Origin of the sequence: Pseudoduganella chitinolytica, assembly GCF_029028125.1 — a bacterium.
Taxonomy (GTDB): domain Bacteria; phylum Pseudomonadota; class Gammaproteobacteria; order Burkholderiales; family Burkholderiaceae_D; genus Rugamonas; species Rugamonas chitinolytica.
On sequence record NZ_CP119083.1, the window covers coordinates 5,485,056 to 5,507,913 of the forward strand.

The 22,858-nt window shown below is 65.5% G+C and carries 19 protein-coding genes and 1 pseudogene; 13 read left to right on the forward strand and 7 right to left on the reverse strand.

Annotated features, from left to right (window positions below; genetic code table 11):
* Positions 1-91: 91 nt before the first annotated feature.
* The 4 genes and pseudogenes from PX653_RS24445 (at position 92) to msrQ (ending at position 5,065) form a co-directional block, all read left to right on the forward strand.
* Positions 92-2,178: pseudogene (locus tag PX653_RS24445) on the forward strand (cytochrome c biogenesis protein ResB).
* A gap of 29 nt (positions 2,179-2,207) precedes the next feature.
* Positions 2,208-3,359 (forward strand): c-type cytochrome biogenesis protein CcsB, encoded by a 1,152-nt coding sequence (gene ccsB / locus PX653_RS24450; protein WP_277415248.1) that lies wholly within the window; start codon positions 2,208-2,210, stop codon positions 3,357-3,359.
* A gap of 102 nt (positions 3,360-3,461) precedes the next feature.
* Positions 3,462-4,436: a protein-methionine-sulfoxide reductase catalytic subunit MsrP gene (gene msrP / locus PX653_RS24455; RefSeq protein ID WP_277415249.1), complete on the forward strand. Its 975-nt coding sequence runs from the start codon at positions 3,462-3,464 to the stop codon at positions 4,434-4,436.
* Positions 4,436-5,065 carry a protein-methionine-sulfoxide reductase heme-binding subunit MsrQ gene (gene msrQ, locus PX653_RS24460; RefSeq protein ID WP_277415250.1) on the forward strand — a complete coding sequence of 210 codons (630 nt, stop codon included), beginning with the start codon at positions 4,436-4,438 and terminating at the stop codon, positions 5,063-5,065. The genes msrP and msrQ overlap by 1 nt, the downstream gene beginning before the upstream one ends.
* Before the next feature lie 39 nt (positions 5,066-5,104).
* On the opposite strand, the gene lysA is transcribed toward msrQ, so the two are convergent.
* Entirely contained in the window at positions 5,105-6,382 is a 1,278-nt protein-coding gene (gene lysA / locus PX653_RS24465) for a diaminopimelate decarboxylase (RefSeq protein WP_277415251.1), read from the reverse strand.
* 8 nt (positions 6,383-6,390) lie between these two features.
* The gene (gene lptM / locus PX653_RS28410; RefSeq protein WP_371876385.1) at positions 6,391-6,702 is read right to left on the reverse strand and encodes an LPS translocon maturation chaperone LptM; all 312 of its coding nucleotides are present in this window, start codon (positions 6,700-6,702) and stop codon (positions 6,391-6,393) included.
* On the opposite strand from lptM, the gene cyaY reads away from it, so the two are divergent.
* Positions 6,614-6,955 (forward strand): iron donor protein CyaY, encoded by a 342-nt coding sequence (gene cyaY, locus PX653_RS24470; RefSeq protein WP_277415252.1) that lies wholly within the window; start codon positions 6,614-6,616, stop codon positions 6,953-6,955. The genes lptM and cyaY overlap by 89 nt on opposite strands.
* Before the next feature lie 41 nt (positions 6,956-6,996).
* Here cyaY and PX653_RS24475 read toward each other — a convergent pair whose 3' ends face one another.
* The 3 genes from PX653_RS24475 to PX653_RS24485 form a co-directional block, all read right to left on the reverse strand.
* Positions 6,997-7,866, reverse strand: coding sequence for an IS3 family transposase (locus PX653_RS24475; RefSeq protein ID WP_277415253.1), 870 nt, complete (start codon positions 7,864-7,866; stop codon positions 6,997-6,999).
* Positions 7,863-8,210 carry a transposase gene (locus PX653_RS24480; RefSeq protein WP_277415254.1) on the reverse strand — a complete coding sequence of 116 codons (348 nt, stop codon included), beginning with the start codon at positions 8,208-8,210 and terminating at the stop codon, positions 7,863-7,865. Before PX653_RS24480 ends, PX653_RS24475 begins: the two co-directional genes overlap by 4 nt.
* A gap of 481 nt (positions 8,211-8,691) precedes the next feature.
* Positions 8,692-11,016: a penicillin-binding protein 1A gene (locus PX653_RS24485; RefSeq protein ID WP_277415255.1), complete on the reverse strand. Its 2,325-nt coding sequence runs from the start codon at positions 11,014-11,016 to the stop codon at positions 8,692-8,694.
* 350 nt (positions 11,017-11,366) lie between these two features.
* Here PX653_RS24485 and PX653_RS24490 point away from each other — a divergent pair, with 350 nt between their 5' ends.
* The 8 genes from PX653_RS24490 (at position 11,367) to PX653_RS24525 (ending at position 19,782) form a co-directional block, all read left to right on the forward strand.
* Positions 11,367-12,446, forward strand: a complete 1,080-nt coding sequence (locus PX653_RS24490; protein WP_277415256.1) for a pilus assembly protein PilM — start codon at positions 11,367-11,369, stop codon at positions 12,444-12,446.
* The gene (locus PX653_RS24495; RefSeq protein ID WP_277415257.1) at positions 12,446-13,069 is read left to right on the forward strand and encodes a PilN domain-containing protein; all 624 of its coding nucleotides are present in this window, start codon (positions 12,446-12,448) and stop codon (positions 13,067-13,069) included. Before PX653_RS24490 ends, PX653_RS24495 begins: the two co-directional genes overlap by 1 nt.
* 2 nt (positions 13,070-13,071) lie before the next feature.
* Positions 13,072-13,734, forward strand: coding sequence for a type IV pilus inner membrane component PilO (locus PX653_RS24500; RefSeq protein WP_277415258.1), 663 nt, complete (start codon positions 13,072-13,074; stop codon positions 13,732-13,734).
* Positions 13,731-14,267, forward strand: a complete 537-nt coding sequence (locus PX653_RS24505; protein ID WP_277415259.1) for a pilus assembly protein PilP — start codon at positions 13,731-13,733, stop codon at positions 14,265-14,267. The genes PX653_RS24500 and PX653_RS24505 overlap by 4 nt, the downstream gene beginning before the upstream one ends.
* Positions 14,264-16,408, forward strand: coding sequence for a type IV pilus secretin PilQ (locus tag PX653_RS24510; RefSeq protein ID WP_277415260.1), 2,145 nt, complete (start codon positions 14,264-14,266; stop codon positions 16,406-16,408). Before PX653_RS24505 ends, PX653_RS24510 begins: the two co-directional genes overlap by 4 nt.
* 219 nt (positions 16,409-16,627) lie before the next feature.
* A complete protein-coding gene (gene aroKB, locus PX653_RS24515) occupies positions 16,628-18,247 on the forward strand; it encodes a bifunctional shikimate kinase/3-dehydroquinate synthase AroKB (RefSeq protein WP_371876484.1) in 1,620 nt (539 codons plus the stop codon).
* A 2-nt stretch (positions 18,248-18,249) separates the two neighbouring features.
* On the forward strand, positions 18,250-19,380 hold the full coding sequence (locus PX653_RS24520; protein ID WP_277415262.1) for a deoxyguanosinetriphosphate triphosphohydrolase: 1,131 nt from the start codon (positions 18,250-18,252) through the stop codon (positions 19,378-19,380).
* A gap of 81 nt (positions 19,381-19,461) precedes the next feature.
* Positions 19,462-19,782: a hypothetical protein gene (locus PX653_RS24525; protein ID WP_277415263.1), complete on the forward strand. Its 321-nt coding sequence runs from the start codon at positions 19,462-19,464 to the stop codon at positions 19,780-19,782.
* Here the strand turns inward: PX653_RS24525 and mutY are convergent.
* Both mutY and PX653_RS24535 read right to left on the reverse strand, forming a co-directional pair.
* Positions 19,779-20,906 carry an A/G-specific adenine glycosylase gene (mutY, locus tag PX653_RS24530; protein WP_277418652.1) on the reverse strand — a complete coding sequence of 376 codons (1,128 nt, stop codon included), beginning with the start codon at positions 20,904-20,906 and terminating at the stop codon, positions 19,779-19,781. The two genes, PX653_RS24525 and mutY, sit on opposite strands and share 4 nt — an antisense overlap.
* Before the next feature lie 29 nt (positions 20,907-20,935).
* The gene (locus PX653_RS24535) at positions 20,936-22,858 is read right to left on the reverse strand and encodes a dynamin family protein (RefSeq protein ID WP_277415264.1); all 1,923 of its coding nucleotides are present in this window, start codon (positions 22,856-22,858) and stop codon (positions 20,936-20,938) included.

Genomic DNA, 22,858 nt, shown 5'->3' on the forward strand with positions numbered 1-22,858 from the left:
CAGGGCTAGGCACGCCGGCGCGCGCCCCCACTTGTGCCTTCCGATTTGTTAGTATGCAGTGCGCTCCACTCACCCGACTACAAAGCTAGGCATGAGCTCCACCTCGACCACCGGAATCCGTCTGCACACCCGCCGTCCGCTTTTCAACGAGGCCTTCGAGCTGCTGTCGTCGATGCGCTTTGCCATCGCGCTCCTGGTCATGATCGCGATTGCCGCCATCATCGGCACGATCATGCAGCAGAACCAGCCGATGCCGAACTACATCAACCAGTTCGGGCCCTTCTGGTTCGACGTATTCGGCAAGCTGGGACTGTATGCCGTCTACTCGGCCTGGTGGTTCCTGTTGATGATGGCATTCCTCGTCACGTCGACGACCTTGTGCATCGTGCGCAACACGCCGAAGATGATGAAGGACATGCGCAGCTGGCGCGAGAACGTGCGCGAGCAGTCGCTGCACAATTTCCATCACAAGGTCGAATGGCAGGCACCGCTGGCGCGCGCCGCGCTGGCGCAGCAGACGGCGACGCGCCTCGCGCATGCCGGCTACCAGACCAGGATCATTGAAAAGGAGGGCGGTACGCTGGTGGCGGCCAAGCGGGGCGCCGCCAACAAGTTCGGCTACGTCTTCGCGCACAGCGCCATCGTCGTCATCTGCGTGGGCGGGCTGCTCGACTCGGACATACCGATCCGCGTGCAGGAATGGGTGCTGGGCAAGGAGCCGTTCAAGGGCAGCGGCGTGATCGCCGAGATCCCGGCCAAGCACCGCCTGGGCCTGGGCAACCCCACCTTCCGCGGCAACGCGATGGTGCCGGAAGGGCAGGCCAGCGACACGGCCGTCATCCCGCGCGCGGACGGGGTGCTGATCCAGCAACTGCCGTTCACCCTCGAACTGAAGAAGTTCAATATCGATTTCTACAGCACGGGCATGCCCAAGCTGTTCGCCAGCGAAGTGGTGGTGCGCGACCACGAGACGGGCAAGACCTTCCCCGCCACCATCGAAGTGAACAAGCCGCTGATCTACAAGGGCCTGGCCGTGTACCAGTCCAGCTTCGAGGACGGTGGCAGCAAGCTCAAGATCACGGGCTACCCGATGACGGGACAACGCTCCGGCAAGTTCGACATGGCCGGCGAAGTGGGGGCCTCGACGAAGCTGGACGACGCGTACACCGTCGAATGGACCGACTTCCGGCCGTTCAACGTGGAGAACATGGCCAGCCGCGACGCGCGCGACGTCAAGAAAGGCGAGAGCTTCGACAACGCCTTTGCCAACAGCGTGGGCAAGCAGCTGGGCTCCGCGGCCAAGACCGTCAACAACAAGGACCTGAAGAACGTGGGCCCGAGCGTGCAGTACAAGCTGCGCGACAAGACGGGCCAGGCGCGCGAATACCAGAACTACATGCAGCCGGTCACGGTGGACGGGGCCACCGTGTTCCTGTCCGGCGTGCGCGCCAGCCCCGCCGAGCCGTTCAGCTACCTGCGCATCCCGGCCGACGACGAGCACAGCGTGCGCGACTGGATGCGCCTGCGCGCCGCGCTGCAGGACCCAGCACTGCGCAGCCAGGCCGCCCAGGCGTATGCGCGCCGGGCCATGCCGCAGTCGAGCCGCGCGGAGGCGATGGAGTCGCAGCTGGCGCTGTCGGCCATGAAAAGCCTGGAGATCTTTGCCGGCAATGCGCAGGCGGGGGCTTCGTCGCCATCAGCCGCTTCCTGGAAAAGGTGCCCCAGGCCGAGCAGGAAAAGGCGGCCGACATCTTCATGAAGATCCTGAACGGCACGTTGTGGGAGTTGTGGCAGGCCGCCCGCGCCAAGGACGGGCTGGCGCCGGCCAAGGCCGACGAGGCGCACGCGCGCTTCCTGCAACTGGCCACCAACGCGCTGTCGGACAGCTTCTTCTACGGCGCACCGGTCTACCTGCAGCTGGACGAGTTCACGCAGGTGAAGGCCTCGGTGTTCCAGGTCACGCGCTCGCCCGGCAAGGCCGTTGTCTACACGGGCTGCGCGCTGCTGGTGCTGGGCGTGTTCGCGATGTTCTACATCCGCGAGCGGCGCCTGTGGGTCTGGGTCCGGGACGACGCGGCGGGCGCCCACGCGCTGATGGCGATGAGCACGCAGCGCCGTACGCTGGACTTCGACAACGAGTTCGACGCGCTGAAGCGGCAATTGCCGCAATCGGCGTAAGCTTAGGGTAAAACAGGCAGGAGACCGAGATGGACATCACACAAAACCAACCCTACACAGCGGCGCCGGGCTATTTCCGCCGCCTGACGATCGTCGACTGGCTGTTTGCCGCCGCGCTGCTGGGCGGCGCCCTGTTCGCGCTGAACCGCTACGGCGCCTACATGGACGTGTACGAGAAAGTCATCCTCGTGCTGTCCGCGCCTACGTTCGCGGCGCTGGGGTGGCACTGGAAACCCGTGCGCTGGCTGATGCCGCTCGTCGCGCTGCTGGCGCTGGGCGCCATCGCGCTGTACGACGGCAACCTGGAGGCGGCCAACCAGCGCTTCTGGCTGCGCTACATGCTGTCGAGCCAGTCGGCCATCCTGTGGATGAGCGTGTGCTTCTTCCTGGCCACGCTGTTCTACCTGATCGGGCTGGCCTCGCGCTCGGGGGCCGGCGCGTCGATCGGTTCGCGCCTGTGCTGGGCCGCCGTGGTGCTGGGCTGGACGGGCATGATGGTGCGCTGGTACGAGTCCTACCTGATCGGGCCGGACGTGGGCCATATTCCCATCTCGAACCTGTACGAAGTGTTCATCCTGTTCGCGCTGATCACGGCGATGTTCTACCTGTACTACGAACAGCGCTACGGCACGCGCCAGATGGGCCCCTTTGTCATGCTGGTGATCTCGGCGGCGGTGGGCTTCCTGCTGTGGTACACGGTCTCGCGCGACGCGGCCGAGATCCAGCCGCTGGTGCCGGCACTGCAGAGCTGGTGGATGAAGATCCACGTGCCCGCCAACTTCATCGGCTACGGCACGTTCGCGCTGGCCGCGATGGTGGCCACGGCCTACCTGCTGAAATCGAACGGTTACCTGGTCGACCGGCTGCCCTCGCTGGAGCTGCTGGACGACGTCATGTACAAGGCGATCTCCGCCGGCTTCGCGTTCTTCACGATCGCCACCATTCTGGGCGCGCTGTGGGCCGCCGAGGCCTGGGGCGGCTACTGGTCGTGGGACCCGAAGGAGACCTGGGCGCTGATTGTCTGGCTGAACTACGCGGCGTGGTTGCACATGCGGCTGATGTCGGGCCTGCGCGGTCGCGTGGCGGCATGGTGGGCGGTGGTCGGGCTGCTAGTGACGACGTTTGCGTTCCTGGGCGTGAACATGTTCCTGTCCGGCCTGCACTCCTACGGGGCGCTGTAGTGCGCGCCGAAAGGCGCGCGGTAATGTAATCCAGTTGTAATCCGGGGGCTGCGCGGAATGGTGTAACGTTTGTCTTGAACAAACCACTATTTCGGAGTTGTCATGTTGATCAAGCGTTCCCCCAACGGCATCGACCTGCCGTTCCCGTCGGAGATCACCCCGCGCGCCGTGTTCGAAAACCGGCGCGCGTTCATCCGGCAGATGGCGGCCGGCTCGATCGCCGGCGGCGCGCTGCTGGAGATGCTGTCGCGCGAGGCGTTCGCGCAGGGCGTCAATCCGAAGCTGGCAGCGAAACGCAACCCGGCCTTGTCCGCGCAGGACAAGCCGACGGCGTACCACGACGCCACCCATTACAACAACTTCTACGAATTCGGCACCGACAAGAGCGATCCGGCGGAAAACGCCGGCACGCTGCGCCCGCGCCCCTGGACGGTGTCGATCGAGGGCGAGGTCAGGAAGCCCCTGACGCTGGACCTCGACGCGCTGCTGAAGCTGGCGCCGCTGGAAGAGCGCGTCTACCGCCTGCGCTGCGTGGAAGGCTGGTCGATGGTGATTCCGTGGGTGGGCTATTCGCTGTCTGAACTGATCAAGCGAGTGGAGCCGACCGGCAGTGCGAAGTACGTCGAATTCATCTCGCTGGCGGACCGCAAGCAGATGCCCGGTGTCGCCAGCCGCGTGCTGGACTGGCCATACACGGAAGGATTGCGGCTGGACGAGGCCAACCATCCACTGACCCTGCTGACGCTGGGGATGTACGGCGAGACGCTGCCGAACCAGAACGGCGCACCCGTGCGCGTCGTGGTCCCGTGGAAGTACGGCTTCAAGTCGGCCAAGTCGATCGTCAAGATCCGCTTCGTGCGCGACATGCCGCGCACGTCCTGGAACCGCTCGGCGCCCTCCGAGTACGGCTTTTATTCGAACGTGAATCCCGCTGTGGACCATCCGCGCTGGTCGCAGGCGTCGGAACGGCGCATCGGCGAGGACTCGTTCCTGTCGCGCAAGCGCAAGACGCTGATGTTCAACGGCTATGACGTGGCGTCGCTGTACACCGGCATGGACCTGAAGAAGCACTTCTGATGACGCCCACGCCGAAACAGCTGGCGGCCATCAAGGTCGCCGTCTTCGTGCTGGCGCTGGTGCCGCTGGCACGCCTGGTCTGGCTGACCCTGGCGGGCGCGCTGGTGGAACCGCTGCAGTTCATCACGCGCTCGACGGGCGACTGGACGTTGTACTTCCTCTGCATCGCGCTGGCGGTGACGCCGCTGCGGCGCCTGGCCAAGTGGAACTGGCTGCTGAAGCTGCGCCGGATGGTGGGCCTGTTCGCGTTTTTCTACGCGCTGCTGCACTTCCTGACGTTCCTGTGGTTCGACCACTTCTTCGACGTGGCCGGGATGCTGAAGGACGTGGCGAAGCGGCCGTTCATCCTGGTCGGCTTCATTGCCTTCGTGCTGTTGATACCGCTGGCGGTGACGAGCACCAACGCGATGGTGCGCCGGCTGGGCGGCAAGCGCTGGCAGTGGCTGCACCGGCTGGTGTACGTCGTCGCACCGCTGGGCGTGCTGCACTTCTGGTGGATGAAGGCCGCCAAGCACGACCTGGCGCAGCCGATGCTGTTCGTGGCCATCGTGGCGCTGCTGCTGGGGATACGGGTGTGGTGGGCCCGCAAAAAGCAAACGCCGGCAAGGGCCGGCGTCGTGCAGCAATAAGAAAATCGGTGACAGTCACCGTTTTCCAGCGCAGGCTTCTTACTCGATCACGGATTCCAGCGCGAACAGCTCCGCCGGCGTCTCGCGCCGGCGCACCAGGTGCACCCGGTCGCCGTCGACGATGACTTCGGCCGCACGGCCGCGCGTGTTGTAGTTCGAGGCCATCGCCATGCCGTACGCACCGGCCGTCTTCATGACGAGCAGGTCGCCGCTTTCCACCGGCAGGGCGCGGTCGCGTGCCAGCCAGTCGCCCGACTCGCAGATGGGGCCGACGACGTCGAACACGGCACCGCTTGCGCCGTTTTGCTTCACGGGCTGCATGGCCATCCACGCCTCATACAGGGCGGGGCGCGCCATGTCGTTCATGGCCGCGTCGACGATGCAGAAGTTCTTTTCCTCGCCGTGCTTGATGAATTCCACTTTCGTCAGCAGCACGCCGGTGTTGCCGACGATCGACCGGCCGGGCTCGAAGATCACCTTGATGCCCTTGCCGTCATGGCGCTCGGCGCGCCAGGCGTCGACGCGGCGGAACACGCGCGTCACGTAGTCGCCGGCCGGGGCTGGCGCCTCTTCGCCGGCCACGCCGTAGTCGATGCCCAGGCCGCCGCCCACGTCCACGTGGTGCAGGTAGATGCCTTCCGCCGCCAGCGCGTCGATCAGTTCGATCAGCCGGTCCAGCGCTTCCAGCAGCGGCGCATCGTCCAGCAGCTGCGAGCCGATATGGCAGTCGATGCCCGACACGTCCAGGTGCGGCAGCTGCGCGGCCATGCGATAGGTGTCCAGCGCATCGCTGAAGGCGACGCCGAACTTGCTGGCCTTCAGGCCCGTGGCGATGTAGGGGTGGGTCTTCGGGTCCACGTTCGGGTTCACGCGCAGCGACACGCGCGCCTTCTTGCCCAGCGCGCCGGCCACGTCGTTCAGGCGGTGCAGTTCGGGAATCGACTCCACGTTGAAGCACAGGATGTCGTGCTGCAGCGCCAGGCGCATTTCGTCCACGCTCTTGCCGACGCCGGAGAAGATCACCTTCTTCGGATCGCCACCGGCGGCGATCACGCGCAGCAGTTCGCCGCCCGACACGATATCGAAGCCGGCGCCCCGTTGGGTCAGCAGGTTCAGTACGGCCAGGTTGGAGTTGGCCTTCATCGCGTAGCAGACCAGCGCGTCGCGGCCGGCGCAGGCGTTGGCGTAGGCGTCGAAGTTCTCCAGCAGCTGGGCCTTCGAATAGACGTAGGTGGGCGTGCCGAACTGTTCGGCGATGGCGGGCAGGGCTACACCCTCGGCGTGCAGCACGCCGTTCTGGTAGTCGAAATGGGACATGGATGCGGTTACTGTTGGGAAGCGGGAGGCGTCGAGGGAACGGGAGCGGAAGGCGGTGCGACGCCGGGTTTGCCCAGCTCGGCAGCCGTGGCGGGCTTGTTCGGCGGCTTCGGCATATACAATGGGCCGGTCTGGCCGCAGGCCGCGAGCAGGGCCGCGGCAACGACGGGCAACGCTAAAGTGAACTTCACGATTAGAATCTCGGTATGTACAGAACCCTTGGAGTGTAGCATGACCGAATCGGAATTTTTGGACCTGGCCGACAGCACCCTGTCCGCCATCGAAAACGCGCTGGACCGCCTGACCGACGAGGACCGCATCGACGTCGAATGCAGCCGCAGCGGCAATGTGCTGGAGATCGAGTTCCTGCACAACGGCTCGAAGGTCATCGTCAACAGCCAGGCCGCGATGCAGGAACTGTGGGTGGCGGCGCGCTCCGGCGGCTTCCACTACCGCCACGTGGACGGCAAGTGGGTCGATACCCGCGACGGCACCGAGCTGTTCGACGCGCTGTCCCAGATCGCCACCGAGCAGTCCGGCGGCTCGCCGGTGCTGGTCAGCCCAACGCCTTGAAACCAGGGACAGACTGAGGTAGCCCGGATTCTGTAGCCAGTTCAATTAAGAATTAAGAACTCTTTTTCGACCTCAACGGGGCTGAGATATTTCAGCGTTTGGTGAGGTCGCCGTGCATTGTAGTACAGCTCGATGTAGTCCGATATCGCGGCGATTGCCTCAGCCCTTGTTGGATAGATCTCATGGCGTGTCAGCTCGTTCTTGAGCGTGGAAAACCAGCTCTCTGCTACGGCATTGTCATGACAGTTACCCCGGCGGCTCATGCTGGCCTTGAGGCCACGCTCGTCAAGCACTCGCCGATAGGGTTTGGAGCCGTATACCGAACCCTGATCTGGATGGCAGACGAGGCCTGGCCCTGGCTGACGCTGGGCGTAAGCCATCCGTAATGCGCCGATTGGCAGCGAGGCATCCTGGCACTGGTTCATGGCCCATCCAACGATCCGACGTGCAAACAGATCGAGAACGATGGCCAAGTGCAGCCAGCCTTCACGGGTATGGATGGTCGTGATGTCGCTGACCCAGACCTTGTTCGGTGCCTTCACGGTAAAGCATCGCTTGAGCAAATCAGGTGCTGGCGGTTCCGTGTGTTGATGGGCGTGCATGACGCGAAATTTGGCCTTGCGTTTGGCCTCGATCGATTCAAGCTTACGCAGTCGAGCCACCTGATGCTTGCTGCAATTGACGCCTTTGGCGTTCAGCACGCGCCACGTCTTGACAGCCCCGAGAGCATGACGATGCGAGTCATGCAGGCTCCGGATCTGTTCCCGCAATGCCAGGTCTTCCTGGCTGGGCATGACGGTGCCGCGACGTCGACGGAAAGCATAGTAGCTGCCGCACTTAACCCCTAGCACACGACAAAGCGAACGCACAGGAAAGTGCTCGCGCTGCTCTTCAATACAGGCGTACTTCAACGCTTTAGCCGCGTGAAGGACGCCTGCAACTTTTTTAGGATTTCAAAATCCTCCTTCAGTCTACTGAGTTCGCGCTTAACCAGTACGAGCTCGCTTTGCTCGCTGGCAGGCTTGCGCCCCCGGCTGCCGAAACTCGCTTCTGGTCCATTTTGCTCGATCGCCTTAGCCCATTTGTAGAGCTGATTGCGACGTATGCCAAGTTCGATAGCGAGCGCTTCCGCAGTCTGGCCGCCGCTCTTCAGGCGCGCCACCGCAGCAAGTTTGGACTCTTTAGTGTAGACAGAACGATGCTTCGGCTGGGCGTCAGCATCCTTCACAGGGGTTTTTTCTGGTTTCGTAGTCATAGGGCCTCTGGAACGTATTGTCCCCTATTTAGCCTGACTACAAAACCCGGGATACCTCAGACCCCTGTTTTCAGGCAACGTCGAAAAAACGGTGACAGTAACCGGATTTTTTGCTTACCCGACGACGGAGTTCTCGACGTCTTCCAGCCCGGTCGTGCTGGCCGACGTTTGTCACGTACACGTGGGCTTCGCCCAGTTGCCGCGGTTGGCGGCAATGCAGGGGGAATCGGAGGCTGTCCCCAATTCCCAGTTCCGCTAAGTCAAGAACCACGCCAGCGGGCCGCGGGCATAAGCAACCCCTACGGCGGGAGGCCGGGGTCAGACCCGGCGGGTCTGACCCCCGTTCCTGGTCTGGGGCTCAAGGATAAGGCAGCGACTCGCTGACCCATGCACCTTGACTTGGCGGCATTGGAGGCTGTCCCCGATTTGACGGCCAAGGCGAAAAAAAAACCGGTGACTGTCACCGGTTTTTTTTATTCCATCAGAACAGCTCGTTCTTGACGGCGTCGCGTGCCTTTTCCTCGGCCGGGGTGCCGCGGTTGGCGCCCTCCAGGCTTTCCACGCCGACCCCCGGCGGATTTTCGGCGTAGTAGTAGTCGCCGTTGGCCATGACGATGCCGTCCGGAACCGGGCGCTCCTCGACCGGGATGTTCTTCAGTGCCTTCTGCATGTAGCCGATCCAGATCGGCAGCGCCAGGCCGCCGCCAGTCTCTCGGTTGCCCAGGTTCTTCGGCTGGTCGTAGCCGATCCAGGCAATGCCCACCAGCTTCGACTGGTAGCCGGCGAACCAGGCGTCGATCGAATCGTTGGTGGTGCCGGTCTTGCCTGCCAGGTCGGGGCGCTTCAGTACCTGCTGGGCCTTGGCGGCGGTGCCGTAGCGGGCCACGTCGCGCAGCATGCTGTCCATCAGGAAGGCATTGCGCTCGTCGATGACGCGGTTGCCTTCGACGCCGGCGCGGTCCGGCGCGGCCTGCGACAGCACGCGGCCGTTGGCATCCGTCACCTTCGAGATCAGGTACGGCGTGACCTTGTAGCCGCCGTTGGCGAAGACGGCGTAGGCGCCGGCCATCTGCAGCGGCGTCACCGCGCCGGCCCCCAGCGCCAGCGTCAGGTAGGGCGGGTTCTTGTCCGCCTCGAAGCCGAAGCGCGTCGTGTATTCCTGGCCGTAGCGGGCCCCGATCTTGTGCAGGATGCGGATCGAGACCATGTTCTTCGACTTGGTCAGGCCGCGGCGCATCGTCATCGGGCCTTCGTATTTGCCGTCGTAGTTCTTCGGCTCCCACGCCTGGCCGCCCGTCTGGCCCGCGTCGAACGAGATCGGCGCATCGTTGATGATCGTCGCCGGCGACAGGCCGCGCTCCAGCGAAGCGGAATAGATGAACGGCTTGAACGAGGAACCGGGCTGGCGCCACGCCTGCGTCACGTGGTTGAACTTGTTGCGGTTATAGTCGAAGCCGCCCACCATCGCCTTGATGGCGCCGTCCTCCGTGCTGGCCGCGATGAAGGCCGACTCGATCTCCGGCATCTGCGTGATTTCCCAGTCCTTCTCTTCCTGCATGACGCGGATCACGGCGCCGCGGCGCACGCGCCGGTTCGGCGCCGCCTTCTCGGACAGCCAGGCCTTCGCCATGTCCAGTCCCTTGCCCGTGATGGTGATTTCCTCGCCCGATGCCGTCACGGCCGTCACCTTGGTCGGCGAGGCCGCCAGTACCATCGCGGCGACGATGTCGTCGCTGTCCGGATGCTCGGCCAGTTCGGTCTCGATGATTTCGTCCGCCTCGCTGCGGTTCTTCGGCAGGTCGACATAGGCCTCGGGGCCGCGGTAGGCGTGGCGGCGCTCGTAGTCCATCACGCCGCGGCGCAGCGCCAGGTAGGCCGCGTCCTGGTCCGCCTTGGTGATCGTCGTGAACACGTTCAGGCCGCGCGTGTAGGTATCGTCCTTGAACTGCTCGTAGACCAGCTGGCGCGCCATCTCGGCCACGTACTCCGCGTGGACGCCGAACTCGCTGCTGTCGGTCTTGACCTTCAGCTGCTCGTTCTTCGCCTCCTCGAATTGCGCCGGCGTGATGTAGCCCAACTGCGCCATGCGCTGCAGGATGTACTGTTGACGGATGCGCGCGCGCTTCGGGTTCACCACGGGGTTGTATGCGGACGGCGCCTTGGGCAGGCCGGCCAGCATCGCCGCCTCGGCCACGCTGATGTCGCGCAGCTCCTTGCCGAAGTAGATGTGCGCCGCGGAAGCGAAGCCGTAGGCGCGCTGGCCCAGGTAGATCTGGTTCATGTAGACCTCCAGGATCTGGTCCTTCGTCAGGTTCTGCTCGATCTTCCAGGCCAGCAGCGCTTCATAGGCCTTGCGCTTCAACGTCTGCTCGCTGGAGAGGAAGAAGTTGCGGGCCACCTGCTGCGTGATCGTCGAGGCGCCCTGGCGCGCGCCGCCCGTCGCGTTGTGCAGCGCCGCGCGCAGGATGCCCCAGTAGTCGACGCCGCCGTGCTCGTAGAAGCGGTCGTCCTCGATGGCCAGCACGGCCTTCTTCATCACGTCGGGAATGTCCTTGAAGCGCACGAGGTTGCGGCGTTCCTCGCCGAACTCGCCGATCAGGACGTTGTCGGCCGAATAAATCCGCAGCGGCATCTTGGGCCGGTAGTCGGTCAGGGTGTCGAGCGACGGCAGGCTGGGATAAGCCAGCGCCAGGCCGAACACGACCAGCAACACGGCGCCCAGCGCGAGGCCGACGCAGGACGCCAGGGCGAGCAACAAAAACTTCTTGGGGGACTTGGATTTGACAGCGTTGTTGGGAGGAGTCATGCGACGGCAACTTTCATAATTTTATGCAAGCATTATAAGGCACCCCCATTTCGCGGGGCACGCACGCCAAGCTCCCTCTGACAGCCTGAAGTTTTCCATAAGCAACAAAGCAACTTTGTTATCGGCACTGCTATACAGACTGAAAACTGTGTGGCAGAGCGGGCACAGTGTCACAAAAATTCCGTACAGAAATACCTTTACACCCGCTCCGAGCTATTGCTAGGATTCAACATCTAGCCCTGTCCCTGGCACCAAGTGCCTGTTTTTCAAGCGAATTCTGACATTATGCAAACATCTCTGGTGTGGCCCATGACGGGGCCAGCGCGCCGCGCCGGGCGGAGAGCGCCGCGATGATTCCCGACCTGAAAGCCCTGTTCGGCGGTGCCGCGCCACCGCTCGTCGGCCTCGATATCAGCAGCACGAGCGTGCGCCTGGTCGAGCTGGCCGAAGCGGGCAAGGACGGCCTGCGCCTGGAACGCTATGCCAGCGAGGCGCTGCCGCGCGGCGCCGTCACGGATGGCAATATCGAAAACCTGGACCAGGTCGTGGACGCGGTACGCCGCGTCATCAAGAAAAGCGGCACCCGCGCACGCAACGTCGCACTGGGCATGCCACCTGCCGCCGTCATCACGAAAAAGATCATCCTGCCCGCCGGCATGTCGGAAGAACAGCTGGAAGTACAGGTGGAATCGGAAGCGAGCCAGTACATTCCGTTCGCGCTCGACGAGGTGAGCCTGGACTTCGACGTGATCGGCCCCGTCGCCAGTTCGGCCGACGACATCGAGGTGATGCTGGCGGCGACGCGCCGCGAAAAGGTGGAGGACCGCGTGGCCGTCGCCGAGGCATCCGGCCTGAAGGCCTGCGTCATGGACATCGAATCGTACGCCGCGCGTGCCGCGCTGGACCGCATCGTCGCGCAAACGCCGGGCGCCGGCGCGGGCCAGGTCATCGCGCTGTTCCAGATCGGCGCCCAGATCACGCAGTTTTCCGTGATGACCGATGGCGTCACGGTGTACGAGAAGGAACAGCCGTTCGGCGGCAACTCGCTGACGCAGGACATCGTGCGCGCCTACGGGCTCGCCTTCGAGGAAGCGGAAGCGCGCAAGAAGACGGGCGACCTGCCCGACAGCTATGCCACCGACGTGCTGGCGCCGTTCCTGGAAAGCGCCGCGCTGGAAGTCACGCGCGCCATCCAGTTCTTCTTCACGTCCACGCCCTACACGAAGATCGACCAGCTCCACCTGGCGGGCGGCTGCGCGCTGGTGCCCGGCCTGCTCGACATCGTTGCCGGCCGTACCCGCATCCCGACCGGCATCGTGGCGCCGTTCCATGGCATGAAGCTGGCCGGCTCCGTGCGCGAACAGCAGCTGCGCACCGATGCGCCGGCCTACCTGGTCGCCTGCGGCCTGGCATTGCGGAGGTTCGGCTGATGATCCGCATTAACCTGTTGCCGCACCGCGAGGAAAAGCGCAAGCAGCGCAAGGCGGCGTTCGTGGCGCTGCTGGTATTGGCGGCCCTGATCGGCACCGGCATCGTGCTGATCGTGGGCGGCTACAACGCGCGCGCCATCGCCGTGCAGGAAGGCCGCAACCGCGAACTGAAGACGGCGATCGTCGCATTGGACGGCAAGATCAAGGAAATCGCCACGCTGAAGCAGGAGATCGAGGCGCTGAAGGCGCGCCAGCAGGCGGTCGAGGACCTGCAGGGCGACCGCAACCAGCCTGTCTACCTGCTCGACGAGCTCGTCAAGCAGACCCCGCCCGGCGTGTACCTCAAGGCTTTCCGCCAGGAGGGCCAGCGCGTGACGGTGAACGGCTACGCGCAGTCGCAGGAGCGCGTGTCGGAACTGCTGCGCAATATGTCGACGGCGTCGCCATGGCTGGAGCGGCCCGACCTCGTCGAAGCCAAGGCCGGCATGATCGGCCAGGGCAAGGTGGCGCGCAAGGTGGTGGAATTCACCGTCATCGTCGGCATCAAGCGTCCGCGCGACAAGGACAAACCCGAAGACGACGGCAAGCCGGGCGCCAAGCACCCGGCAGCGGACAAGGCTTGACCATGGCAACGGATATCAAGGACCTGATCGAACCGATCGCCGCGCAGTTCCGCGGCCTGAATGGCGTGCACCCCGGCCAGTGGCCGCTGGCGCCGCGTGTGTTGTGCGGCATCGGCGCCGCCCTGGGCGTCGTCGTGCTGGGCTACTTCGGCTACTGGAGCGGCCAGTTCGAGGAGCAGGAGGCCGGCGCCGCGCAGGAGCAGACGCTGCGCACGGAATACCGCATGAAGACGGCGCAGGCGGTCAACCTGCCGGCGCTGGTGGCGCAGAAGGCGCAGGTCGACCAGTACGTGGTGCGGCTGGAGAAGCAGCTGCCCAGCAAGGCGGAAATGGCCGCGCTGCTGTCGGACATCAACCAGGCGGGCCTGGGCCGCGGCCTCCAGTTCGAGCTGTTCAAGCCGGGCCAGGTGGTGGTCAAGGACTACTACGCCGAGCTGCCGATCGACATCAAGGTGTCCGGTAACTACCACGACATCGGCGCGTTCGCGGGCGACATGGCGAACCTGCCGCGCATCGTCACGCTGAACAACATGGCGCTGACGACGGGGCGCGACGGCACGTTGACCCTGGACGCGGTGGCCAAGACGTTCCGCTACCTGGACCAGGACGAAGTGGCGGCGCAGCGCAAGGCGGCCGCCAAGAAAAAGAAGGAGGCGAAGCCATGACGTATGCCTCGACCGGACTGGCACTGGTGCTGGCCGCGCTGCTGGCCGGCTGCGGCGACAGCGACGTGCAGGAAGTGCGCCAGTGGATGAAGGAAGTGGATGCCACCACCCAGCCGGCTGTCAAGCCGCTGGCCGAACCGAAGACGTTCGTGCCGTTCGCCTACGCGGCGCTGGAGCAGCCCGACCCGTTCAACCCGAACAAGCTGCTGACGGAACTGGCCAAGGCCCGTCCCGGCAGCGGCGAGCAGCCCGACATGGGCCGCCGCAAGGAATTCCTCGAGGGCTTCCCCCTCGACACGATGAAGATGGTGGGGACGCTGCAAAAAGGCGGCGTCGTCTACGGATTGCTGCAGATCGACCGTACCCTGTACCAGGTACGGACCGGGCAGCACCTGGGCCAGAATTTCGGCCGCATCACGGCGGTCTCGGAAGACGCCGTGACGATCAGGGAACTGGTACAGGATGCAGCCGGCGATTGGGTCGAACGCACATCGAAGTTGGAACTGCAGGACAGTAAGGAGAGTACGCAATGATCGCCATCACAACCTTGCGCCGGGCCGGCGTCGCGCTGGCGCTGGCGCTGGCCAGCGCGGCCGCCCTGGCGCAGAACGCGATCGAATCCGTCACGGCCAACCAGCAGGGCTCGAACGTGATCGTCCGCATCGCGCTCGACCAGGCCCCGGACAAGCTGCCGATCGGCTTTGCCATCACCAATCCGCCCCGTATCGCGCTGGACTTCGGCAAGACGACCAACGGCACGGGCAAGACCAGCCAGGACATGGAAGTAGGGGACCTGCGCAGCGTGAACGTGGTGCAGGCGGGCGAACGCTCGCGCCTCGTGTTCAACCTGAAGCGCGCCCTGAACTACGCCACGGCCATCGACGGCAAGAACGTCATCCTCACGATCGACGCCTCGGGCGGCACGGCCACGGCGGTGGACAGCCGCGGCCTGCCTGTCGCGAAGGCCGAAGCGCCCGCGCAGAAGCCGGCCGCCAAACCCACGCTGCGCGACCTCGACTTCCGCCGCGGCAGCAATGGCGAGGGCCGCATCGTCGTCGACCTGCCGAGCAACCAGGTGGCCGTCGACGTGCGCCAGGGCGCCAATGGCGTCACGGTGGACTTCCTGAAAACGGCGCTGCCGGAATCGCTGCGCCGCCGCCTGGACGTGACGGACTTCGGCACGCCGGTGTCGCTGATCACCACCACGCCGCAGGGCGACAACGTGCGCATGCAGATCGAGGCCAAGGGCCTGTGGGAGCAGAGCGTCTACCAGAGCGACACGCAGCTGGTGGTGGACGTCAAGCCGATCAAGGAAGACCCGAACAAGCTGACCCAGGGCACGCAGGGCTATCGCGGCGAGAAGCTGTCGTTCAACTTCCAGAACGTGGAAGTGCGCGCGGCCCTGCAGGCGGTGGCCGACATCTCCGGCCTGAACATCATCACCAGCGACAGCGTCGCCGGCAACCTGACCTTGCGCCTGAAAGACGTGCCGTGGGACCAGGCGCTGGACGTGATCCTGCAGGCCAAGGGCCTGGACATGCGCAAGAACGGCAACGTGATCTGGATCGCGCCGAAGGAAGAGCTGCTGACGAAGGAAAAGCTGGAGCTGGAGCAGAAGGCGCAGATCGCCGACCTGGAGCCATTGAAATCCGAGATCTTCCAGCTGAACTACCAGAAGGCGGAAGCGTTCAAGACGGTGTTCGGGCTGGAAGGGGGCGACTCGCGCAACCGCATCCTGTCCAAGCGCGGCAGCGCCATCATCGAGCCACGCACCAACCAGCTGTTCGTCACCGACGTGGCATCGAAGCTGGAAGACGTGCGCAAGCTGATCGCCAAGACCGACGTCGCCACCAAGCAGGTGCTGATCGAGGCGCGCATCGTCGAGGCCAACGACGGCTTCACCCGCAACCTGGGTGCGAAGCTGGGCTTTTCCGACATGCGCACGATCCGCGGCGGCCAGTCCGGCTGGTCGCTGGGCGGCGACAACCGCGTCGGCGTAGCCGGCAACATCACCGGCGTGGGACAGGTGACGGGGCAGGTGGGCCTGACCGACGCCAACGCCGATTTCGGCAACACGCAGTTCATCAACCTGCCGGCCGCGCCGATCAACGGTGTCGCCGCCGGCAACCTGGCCATCAGCCTGTTCAACGCCGCCGCCAACCGGTTCCTGAACCTGGAGTTGTCGGCGCTGGAAGCGGACGGCACGGGCAAGATCATCTCCAGCCCGCGCGTCGTCACGGCCGACAAGGCGGTCGCGCTGATCGAGCAGGGCCTGGAGCTGCCATACCAGGTGGCCACCAGCAGCGGCGCCACGTCGATCGTGTTCCGCAAGGCGAACCTGCGCCTGGAAGTGACGCCGCAGATCACGCCGGACGGCAACGTCGTCGTCGACGTGGACGTCAACAAGGACAGCGTGGGCGCCGAGACCCGGGCCGGCTTCGCCATCGACACCAAGCACGTCAAGACGCAGGTGATGGTGGAGAACGGCGGCACCGTCGTGCTGGGCGGGATCTACCAGCAGACCGAGCGCAACACGGTGTCGAAGATACCGCTGCTGGGCGACGTGCCCGTGCTGGGCCACCTGTTCCGCAATACCAGCCGCACCAGCGAGAAGACGGAGCTTCTGGTGTTCATCACGCCGAAAGTGGTGGCGGAGCGCCTGTCGTCGCGCTGAAACGCCCATGAGCTCGTGTCCCACCGCGGTGACTGACCCCGTGGTGGGACACGGGCTGGACTGTCCCGACGCAAAAACGGCCGGCCTGCCTCGCAGCCCGGCCGTTTTGCATTGACCCGTCCCGTTTGGGCGTGCCCGGCGCCGCTCGGATTACAATGACACGACTGTGACACATTGGCGAGACGGAACTCGATGGGGAATGTATTTTTGGTAGGGCTGATGGGAGCGGGCAAGACGACGATCGGTCGCATGCTCGCCCGCAAGCTGGGCATGCGTTTCGTCGACTCCGATCACGAGATCGAGGCCCGCACGGGTGCCACGATTCCGTGGATTTTCGAGATCGAGGGCGAGGGCAGCTTCCGCCGCCGCGAAGCGGAGGTGATCCGCGACCTGTGCGGCCAGGAAGGCATCGTGTTGGCCACCGGCGGCGGCGCCATCCTGAACCCCGACAGCCGCGCCTTGCTGCAGCAGCGCGGCACCGTCGTCTACCTGCGGGCCAGCATCGGCAGCATCCTGGCCCGCACCAGCCACGACAAGAACCGCCCCCTGTTGCAGACCGCCGATCCACGCGCGAAGCTGGAGGAACTGCTGGCCCAGCGCGAGCCGCTGTACCTGGAGATGGCGCACCTCGTCGTCGACACGGGCCGACCTAACGTACAATCGATGGTCCAGATCATCATCAACCAGCTCGATGCGCGGGCCTGCCAGGCCGCGCCCAACTGCACGACGCATGCACAACCTTCGATGAACGAACAGACCAATATCCTTCTCCATGTCGAACTGGGCGAGCGCAGCTACCCCATCTCGATCGGCCCCGCCGTGCTGGACGACCCGGACCTGCTGGCGCGCCACGTCAACGGCCGCAAGGTCGCCATCGTCACCAATACCACCGTCGCGCCCCTGTACCTGGAGCGCATCCGCGCGCCGCTCGTCGCCGCCGGCAAGGAAGTCATCGCCGTCGTGCTGGAGGATGGCGAAGAGCACAAGGACTGGGCCAGCCTGATGCAGATCTTCGATGCGCTGCTGGCCAACAAATGCGACCGCAAGACGACCCTGGTCGCGCTGGGCGGCGGCGTCATCGGCGACCTGACGGGCTTTGCCGCCGCCTCGTACATGCGCGGCGTCGACTTCATCCAGGTGCCGACCACGTTGCTGTCGCAGGTCGATTCGTCGGTGGGCGGCAAGACGGGCATCAACCACCCGCTGGGCAAGAACATGATCGGGGCGTTCTACCAGCCGAAGGTCGTGGTGGCCGATACGTCGACGCTGGAGACGCTGCCCCAGCGCGAGCTGGCGGCCGGCCTGGCCGAAGTGATCAAGCACGGCGCCATCATCGACAGCGCCTTCTTCGACTGGATCGAAGCCAATATCGAGAAGCTGGTCGCGCGCGACCGCGCCGCGCTGGCCTATGCGATCGCGCGCTCGTGCGAGATCAAGGCCGATATCGTGCGCCAGGACGAGCGCGAGGGCGGCCTGCGCGCCATCCTGAACTTCGGCCACACGTTCGGCCATGCCATCGAGGCCGGCATGGGCTATGGCCACTGGCTGCATGGCGAAGCCGTCGGCTGCGGCATGGTGATGGCGGCCGAGCTGTCGCAGCGCCTGGGCTTTATCGACGCGGACACGGTGGATCGCCTGCGCTCGCTGGTGGCGGCAGCCGGGCTGCCCGTCAAGGCGCCCGACCTGGGCACGGCGCGCTGGCTGGAGCTGATGGAAGTGGACAAGAAGAACGAAGGCGGCGCCATCAAGTTCATCCTGCTGAAACCCCTGGGCACGGCCCTGGTCACGAGCGCGCCGCAGGAGGCGCTGCTCGACACCATCGCCGCCTGCGTGGAGTGATCATGGAAGACGCGCTCGCTCCCTACGCCGCGCACTCGGAACAGGGGCGCGGCCGTCGCTATGACGAAACCCCGCATGCGTCGCGCAGCCAGTTCCAGCGCGACCGCGACCGCATCATCCATTCGACGGCATTCCGCCGGCTCGAATACAAGACGCAGGTGTTCCTGAACCACGAGGGCGATCTGTTCCGCACCCGGCTGACGCACAGCCTGGAAGTGGCCCAGATCGGCCGCTCGATCGCCCGCAACCTGCGCCTGAACGAAGACCTGGTGGAGGCGATCGCGCTGGCACACGACCTGGGTCACACGCCGTTCGGCCACGTGGGCCAGGACGTGCTGAACGAATGCATGGCAGGGCACGGCGGCTTCGAGCACAACCTGCAAAGCCTGCGCGTGGTGGACTACCTGGAAGAGCAATACGGCGCATTCGACGGCCTGAACCTGATGTTCGAGACGCGCGAAGGCATCCTCAAGCACTGCTCCGTCAACAACGCGCGGCTGCTGGGCGACGTGGCGCAACGCTTCCTCGACAAGACGCAGCCGTCGCTGGAAGCGCAGCTGACCAACCTGGCCGACGAGATCGCGTACAACAGCCACGACATCGACGACGGCCTGCGCTCCGGCCTCATCACGATCGCGCAGATGGAGCAGGTCGACTTCTTCGGCCGCCTGTGGCGCGAGGTGCAGGGCGCGTTCCCGGGCCTGACGGGGCGCCGCGCGATCTACGAGACGCTGCGCCGCCTGATCACGGCGCTGGCGGACGACCTGATCGCCACGTCCCAGCAGCGTATCGCCGACGTGGCGCCGCGCAGCATCGACGAGGTAAGGGCCGGCCCGCCGCTGATCCGTTTTTCCGACCCGATGCGCCAGGACGCGACGGAGCTGAAACGCTTCCTGCGCGAGAACCTGTACCGCCACTACAAGGTCAACCGCATGCGCCTGAAGGCCAGCCGCATCGTGCGCGAACTGTACGACGCGTTCACGCAGGACCCGCAACTGCTGCCGCCAGATTACCGCGAAACGGGCGGCGATGCGACGAAGCAGGCACGGCGGATTGCCGACTACATCGCCGGCATGACGGACCGCTACGCCATTCGCGAGCACAGCCGTTTGTATTCGCTGGAAGAACTCTGATTCGTAGCAAGCTGAGGTAGTGTTTCGCTTGACGCGAGGGCTTTCGTGGCCGACGATGAGTTATCAGGCAAGGAGACTGTCATGAGCGAAGAGACCATGGAATCCGATGCGAAGACTCGGTGCCACGGCGGCAGCCCTGGCAACGGCAACCACGGCAATAGCGGCAATAGCGGCAACAACGGCAACGAGCGCCGCTTTGCCGTGATCGAGCGCGACGTTGCCGTGCTCGTCTCCAACTATTGCACGAAGGAAGACCTCGTCCGGGTGGAGCTGAAACTGCTGGACCGCTTCGGCCGCCTCGATGCCACGCTGGCCGAGACGGAAAGCCGCGTGGTGCGCTGGTTCTTCGCCACGTCCGTCTCGCTGGCGGCCGTCGCCTTCACGGCCGGCAAATTCCTCTAGAACATCCGGGCCTGTGCGTCGGCCCGGTTCCCCAGCAGCTCCAGCAGCAGTTTCTTGATCGGTGCGGGCAATGCCGCCTGGCCGATGTCCCCGATCTCCAGCCATGTGTAACGGCCTTCGCCCGCCAGCGGCGCGCGCTGCGCCAGCGTGACCAGCAGCGGCACGATGTGCAGCTTATAATGCGTGAAGCCATGCATGACCGGCAGCAGCCGCTCGCGCGCTTCGGCCACGCCGAACGGTTGCACGGCGCGCGCTACCGCGTCGTCGTCGATCTCGATCTCGTCGCCGTCCAGCGCCACATGGCCGTCCACTTCAGGCAGCGACAATAAGCCGCCCCAGATGCCGCTGGCGGGGCGCTGCTCCAGCAGCACCTGGCCGCCGTGCACCACCAGCAGCATGGCCGCGTATTTCTCCGGCGTCGCCTTCTTTGGCTTGCGCACGGGGAGCTCCTTGACGCGGTTCGTGGCGTGGGCCACGCAGCGCGGCTGCAGCGGGCAGCGGGCGCAATCGGGGCTGCTGTGGGTGCACAAGGTGGCGCCCATGTCCATCAGGCCTTGCGTGTACGATTCGATGCCTTCGCCCGGCAGCAGGGCCTCGGCACGGCGCCACATCGCTTCCTCCGTACGGCGCTCGCCCGGATAGGTGTCGATGCCGAACACGCGGGCGAACACACGCTTGACGTTGCCGTCCATGATGGCGGCGCGCGTGCCGGCGGAGAACGCGGCAATCGCCGCCGCCGTGGAGCGGCCGATGCCGGGCAGCTCGGCCAGCAGGGCCGGGTCGGATGGGAACGCGCCGCCGTATTCGGCCACGATGCGCTGGGCGCATTTGTGCAGGTTGCGCGCGCGGGTGTAGTAACCGAGGCCGCTCCACTGTGCCATGACGTCCTCGACGGGCGCCGCAGCCAGGTCGTGCACGGTGGGGAAGCGCTCCAGGAAGCGGGCGTAGTAGCCCAGCACCGCCGCGACTTGCGTCTGCTGCAGCATGATCTCGGAAAGCCAGATGCGGTAGGCGTCGCGCGTGTTCTGCCAGGGCAGCGCGTGGCGGCCGTGCTGCTTCTGCCAGCCGATCAGGGTTTGGGCGAACGTGGGGTCGTGCAAGGTTGCGTCGATTTCTTGGTACAGCAAGGTGATCTTTCAATAGTCGGCGGCGCTCAGGCCGCGGCGGCGATACGTTGGGCGTCGACGGCATGGCCAATGGCGGCGGCCAGCTCGGCCAGGCGGGCCTTCTGCTGCTCCAGCGCGGCCTGGCCGGCCTCGAACGCTTCGATTTTCTGTTCCAGCGAATCGGTCGCGTCGTGGATGCGCTGGATCGATGCCTGGCGGTGCTTCAGCTGGTCCTTGTGCTGGCGGATCTGCGCCTCGAGCGGCGTCATGATGTGCTTCAGCCAGCCTTCCGCATCCGCGTTGGCGGCCTTGAGGCAGCGCTTGACCTGCGAGGCGATGGTGTCGAAGAAGCGCTCGATCAGCACGACCCGGCTCGTCATCAGGAGGGTGGCGGTGCCGAACTGCTTCTGGTAGATCGCCTCCACCTCCGACACCTCGCTGCGGTACTTCGCCAGCGAGAACGGCAGCGGCGGCGTGATGGCAAGGCCATGCTCGCCGGCGAACTTGCGGTACATGACTTCCATCATGTCGCGAATCTCGGCGACCTTGCGCTCCGAGGCTTCCAGCTCGGCCTGCACGCTGTCGAAGAACACGCGCACGGCGTCGCGCATGCCGGTCGAGAAGCGGCTGCGGCCCATCGCGTCGCGCACGTGCAGCACGTGGTCGCGCAGCACGTCCATGCCGAGGGTGCCATACAGCTCCGTGGACAGGCGCGTGAACACCGCGCGGGTGGCCTGCAGGCGGAACAGGCTGGCGTCGAACTCCTTCTTCTCCGCGTCGACCCGGCGCATCATCAGCGCGATGACGTTCTGGTTCTTGCCGCGCAGGCTGCGCAGCTCGTGCAGCTGTTCATTGATGCCGCGCATGCGCGCCGCCAGCAGCGCCTGCTGCGCCGCGTTCAGCGAGGCCAGGTCGTCGGCCAGGCGGCGCCGCACGATCTCCTGCTTGGCCGGGATCAGCTCCTGGAACAAGGCCGCCTCCAGCGCGTGGATGCGGCTGCGCTCGAGCAGGTCGGCATCGTCCGTGATCTTGGCCACCAGCGCCTTGTGCGCCGAGACGGGAAACACCTGACGCGCGGGCACGCCCAGCAGGTGCGCCACGTGCTCCTGCTGGCGCCCGATCTCGCCGTCCACCGCCGCATCCGAGCGCAGCGCGTCCCACATGCCGTCGATCTTGTTCAGCACGACGAGGCGGCCGGCGCCCGCGCCGATGTGCTCGCGCCAGACTTCGATATCGCTTTTCGTCACGCCCGTGTCGGCGGCCAGGATGAACAGCACCGCGTGGGCATGCGGAATCAGGTTCAGCGTCAGCTCCGGCTCCGTGCCGATGGCGTTCAGGCCGGGCGTGTCGAGGATGACGAGGCCCTGCTGCAGCAGCGGATGGGGGAAGTTGATGATCGCATGGCGCCAGCGCGAGATCTCCACCATGCCGTCGTCGCTCAGCGTGACGGGCAGATCGGGGTCTTCCGGGTCGTACAGGCCGTAGCGCTGCGCCTCCTCGACGGTGACGAGGCGCGTCTGGCTGACCTGGCGGAACACCTCGTGCATCTCGTCGGCCGCGTCCACGTTCAGCGGCAGCACCGTCCAGGCGCGCAGGTCGTCGCGGTAGTCGCTGGTGGACAGGTTGGCCGCGCGCGTCTCGATCGGCAGCAGCCGGATCGACGGCGGCTGGGCCGGATCGTACGACAGCTCGGTGGGACACATGGTCGTGCGGCCCGCCGCCGACGGCAGGATGCGCTGGCCGTAGCCGGCAAAGAAGATCGCGTTGATCAGCTCCGACTTCCCGCGCGAGAACTCGGCGACGAAGGCCACCGACAGCTTGTCGTCGGCCAGGCGCGCCAGCGTGGCGGCGAGGCGCTGCTCGGTGGCGCCGTCCAGCAGACCGGCGGCGGCCACCCAGGCGCGGTAGTCCTGCAGTGCCGCCACCACGCCCTGCCGCCATGCGCTGTACTGTTCGAGATCCCTGACCAT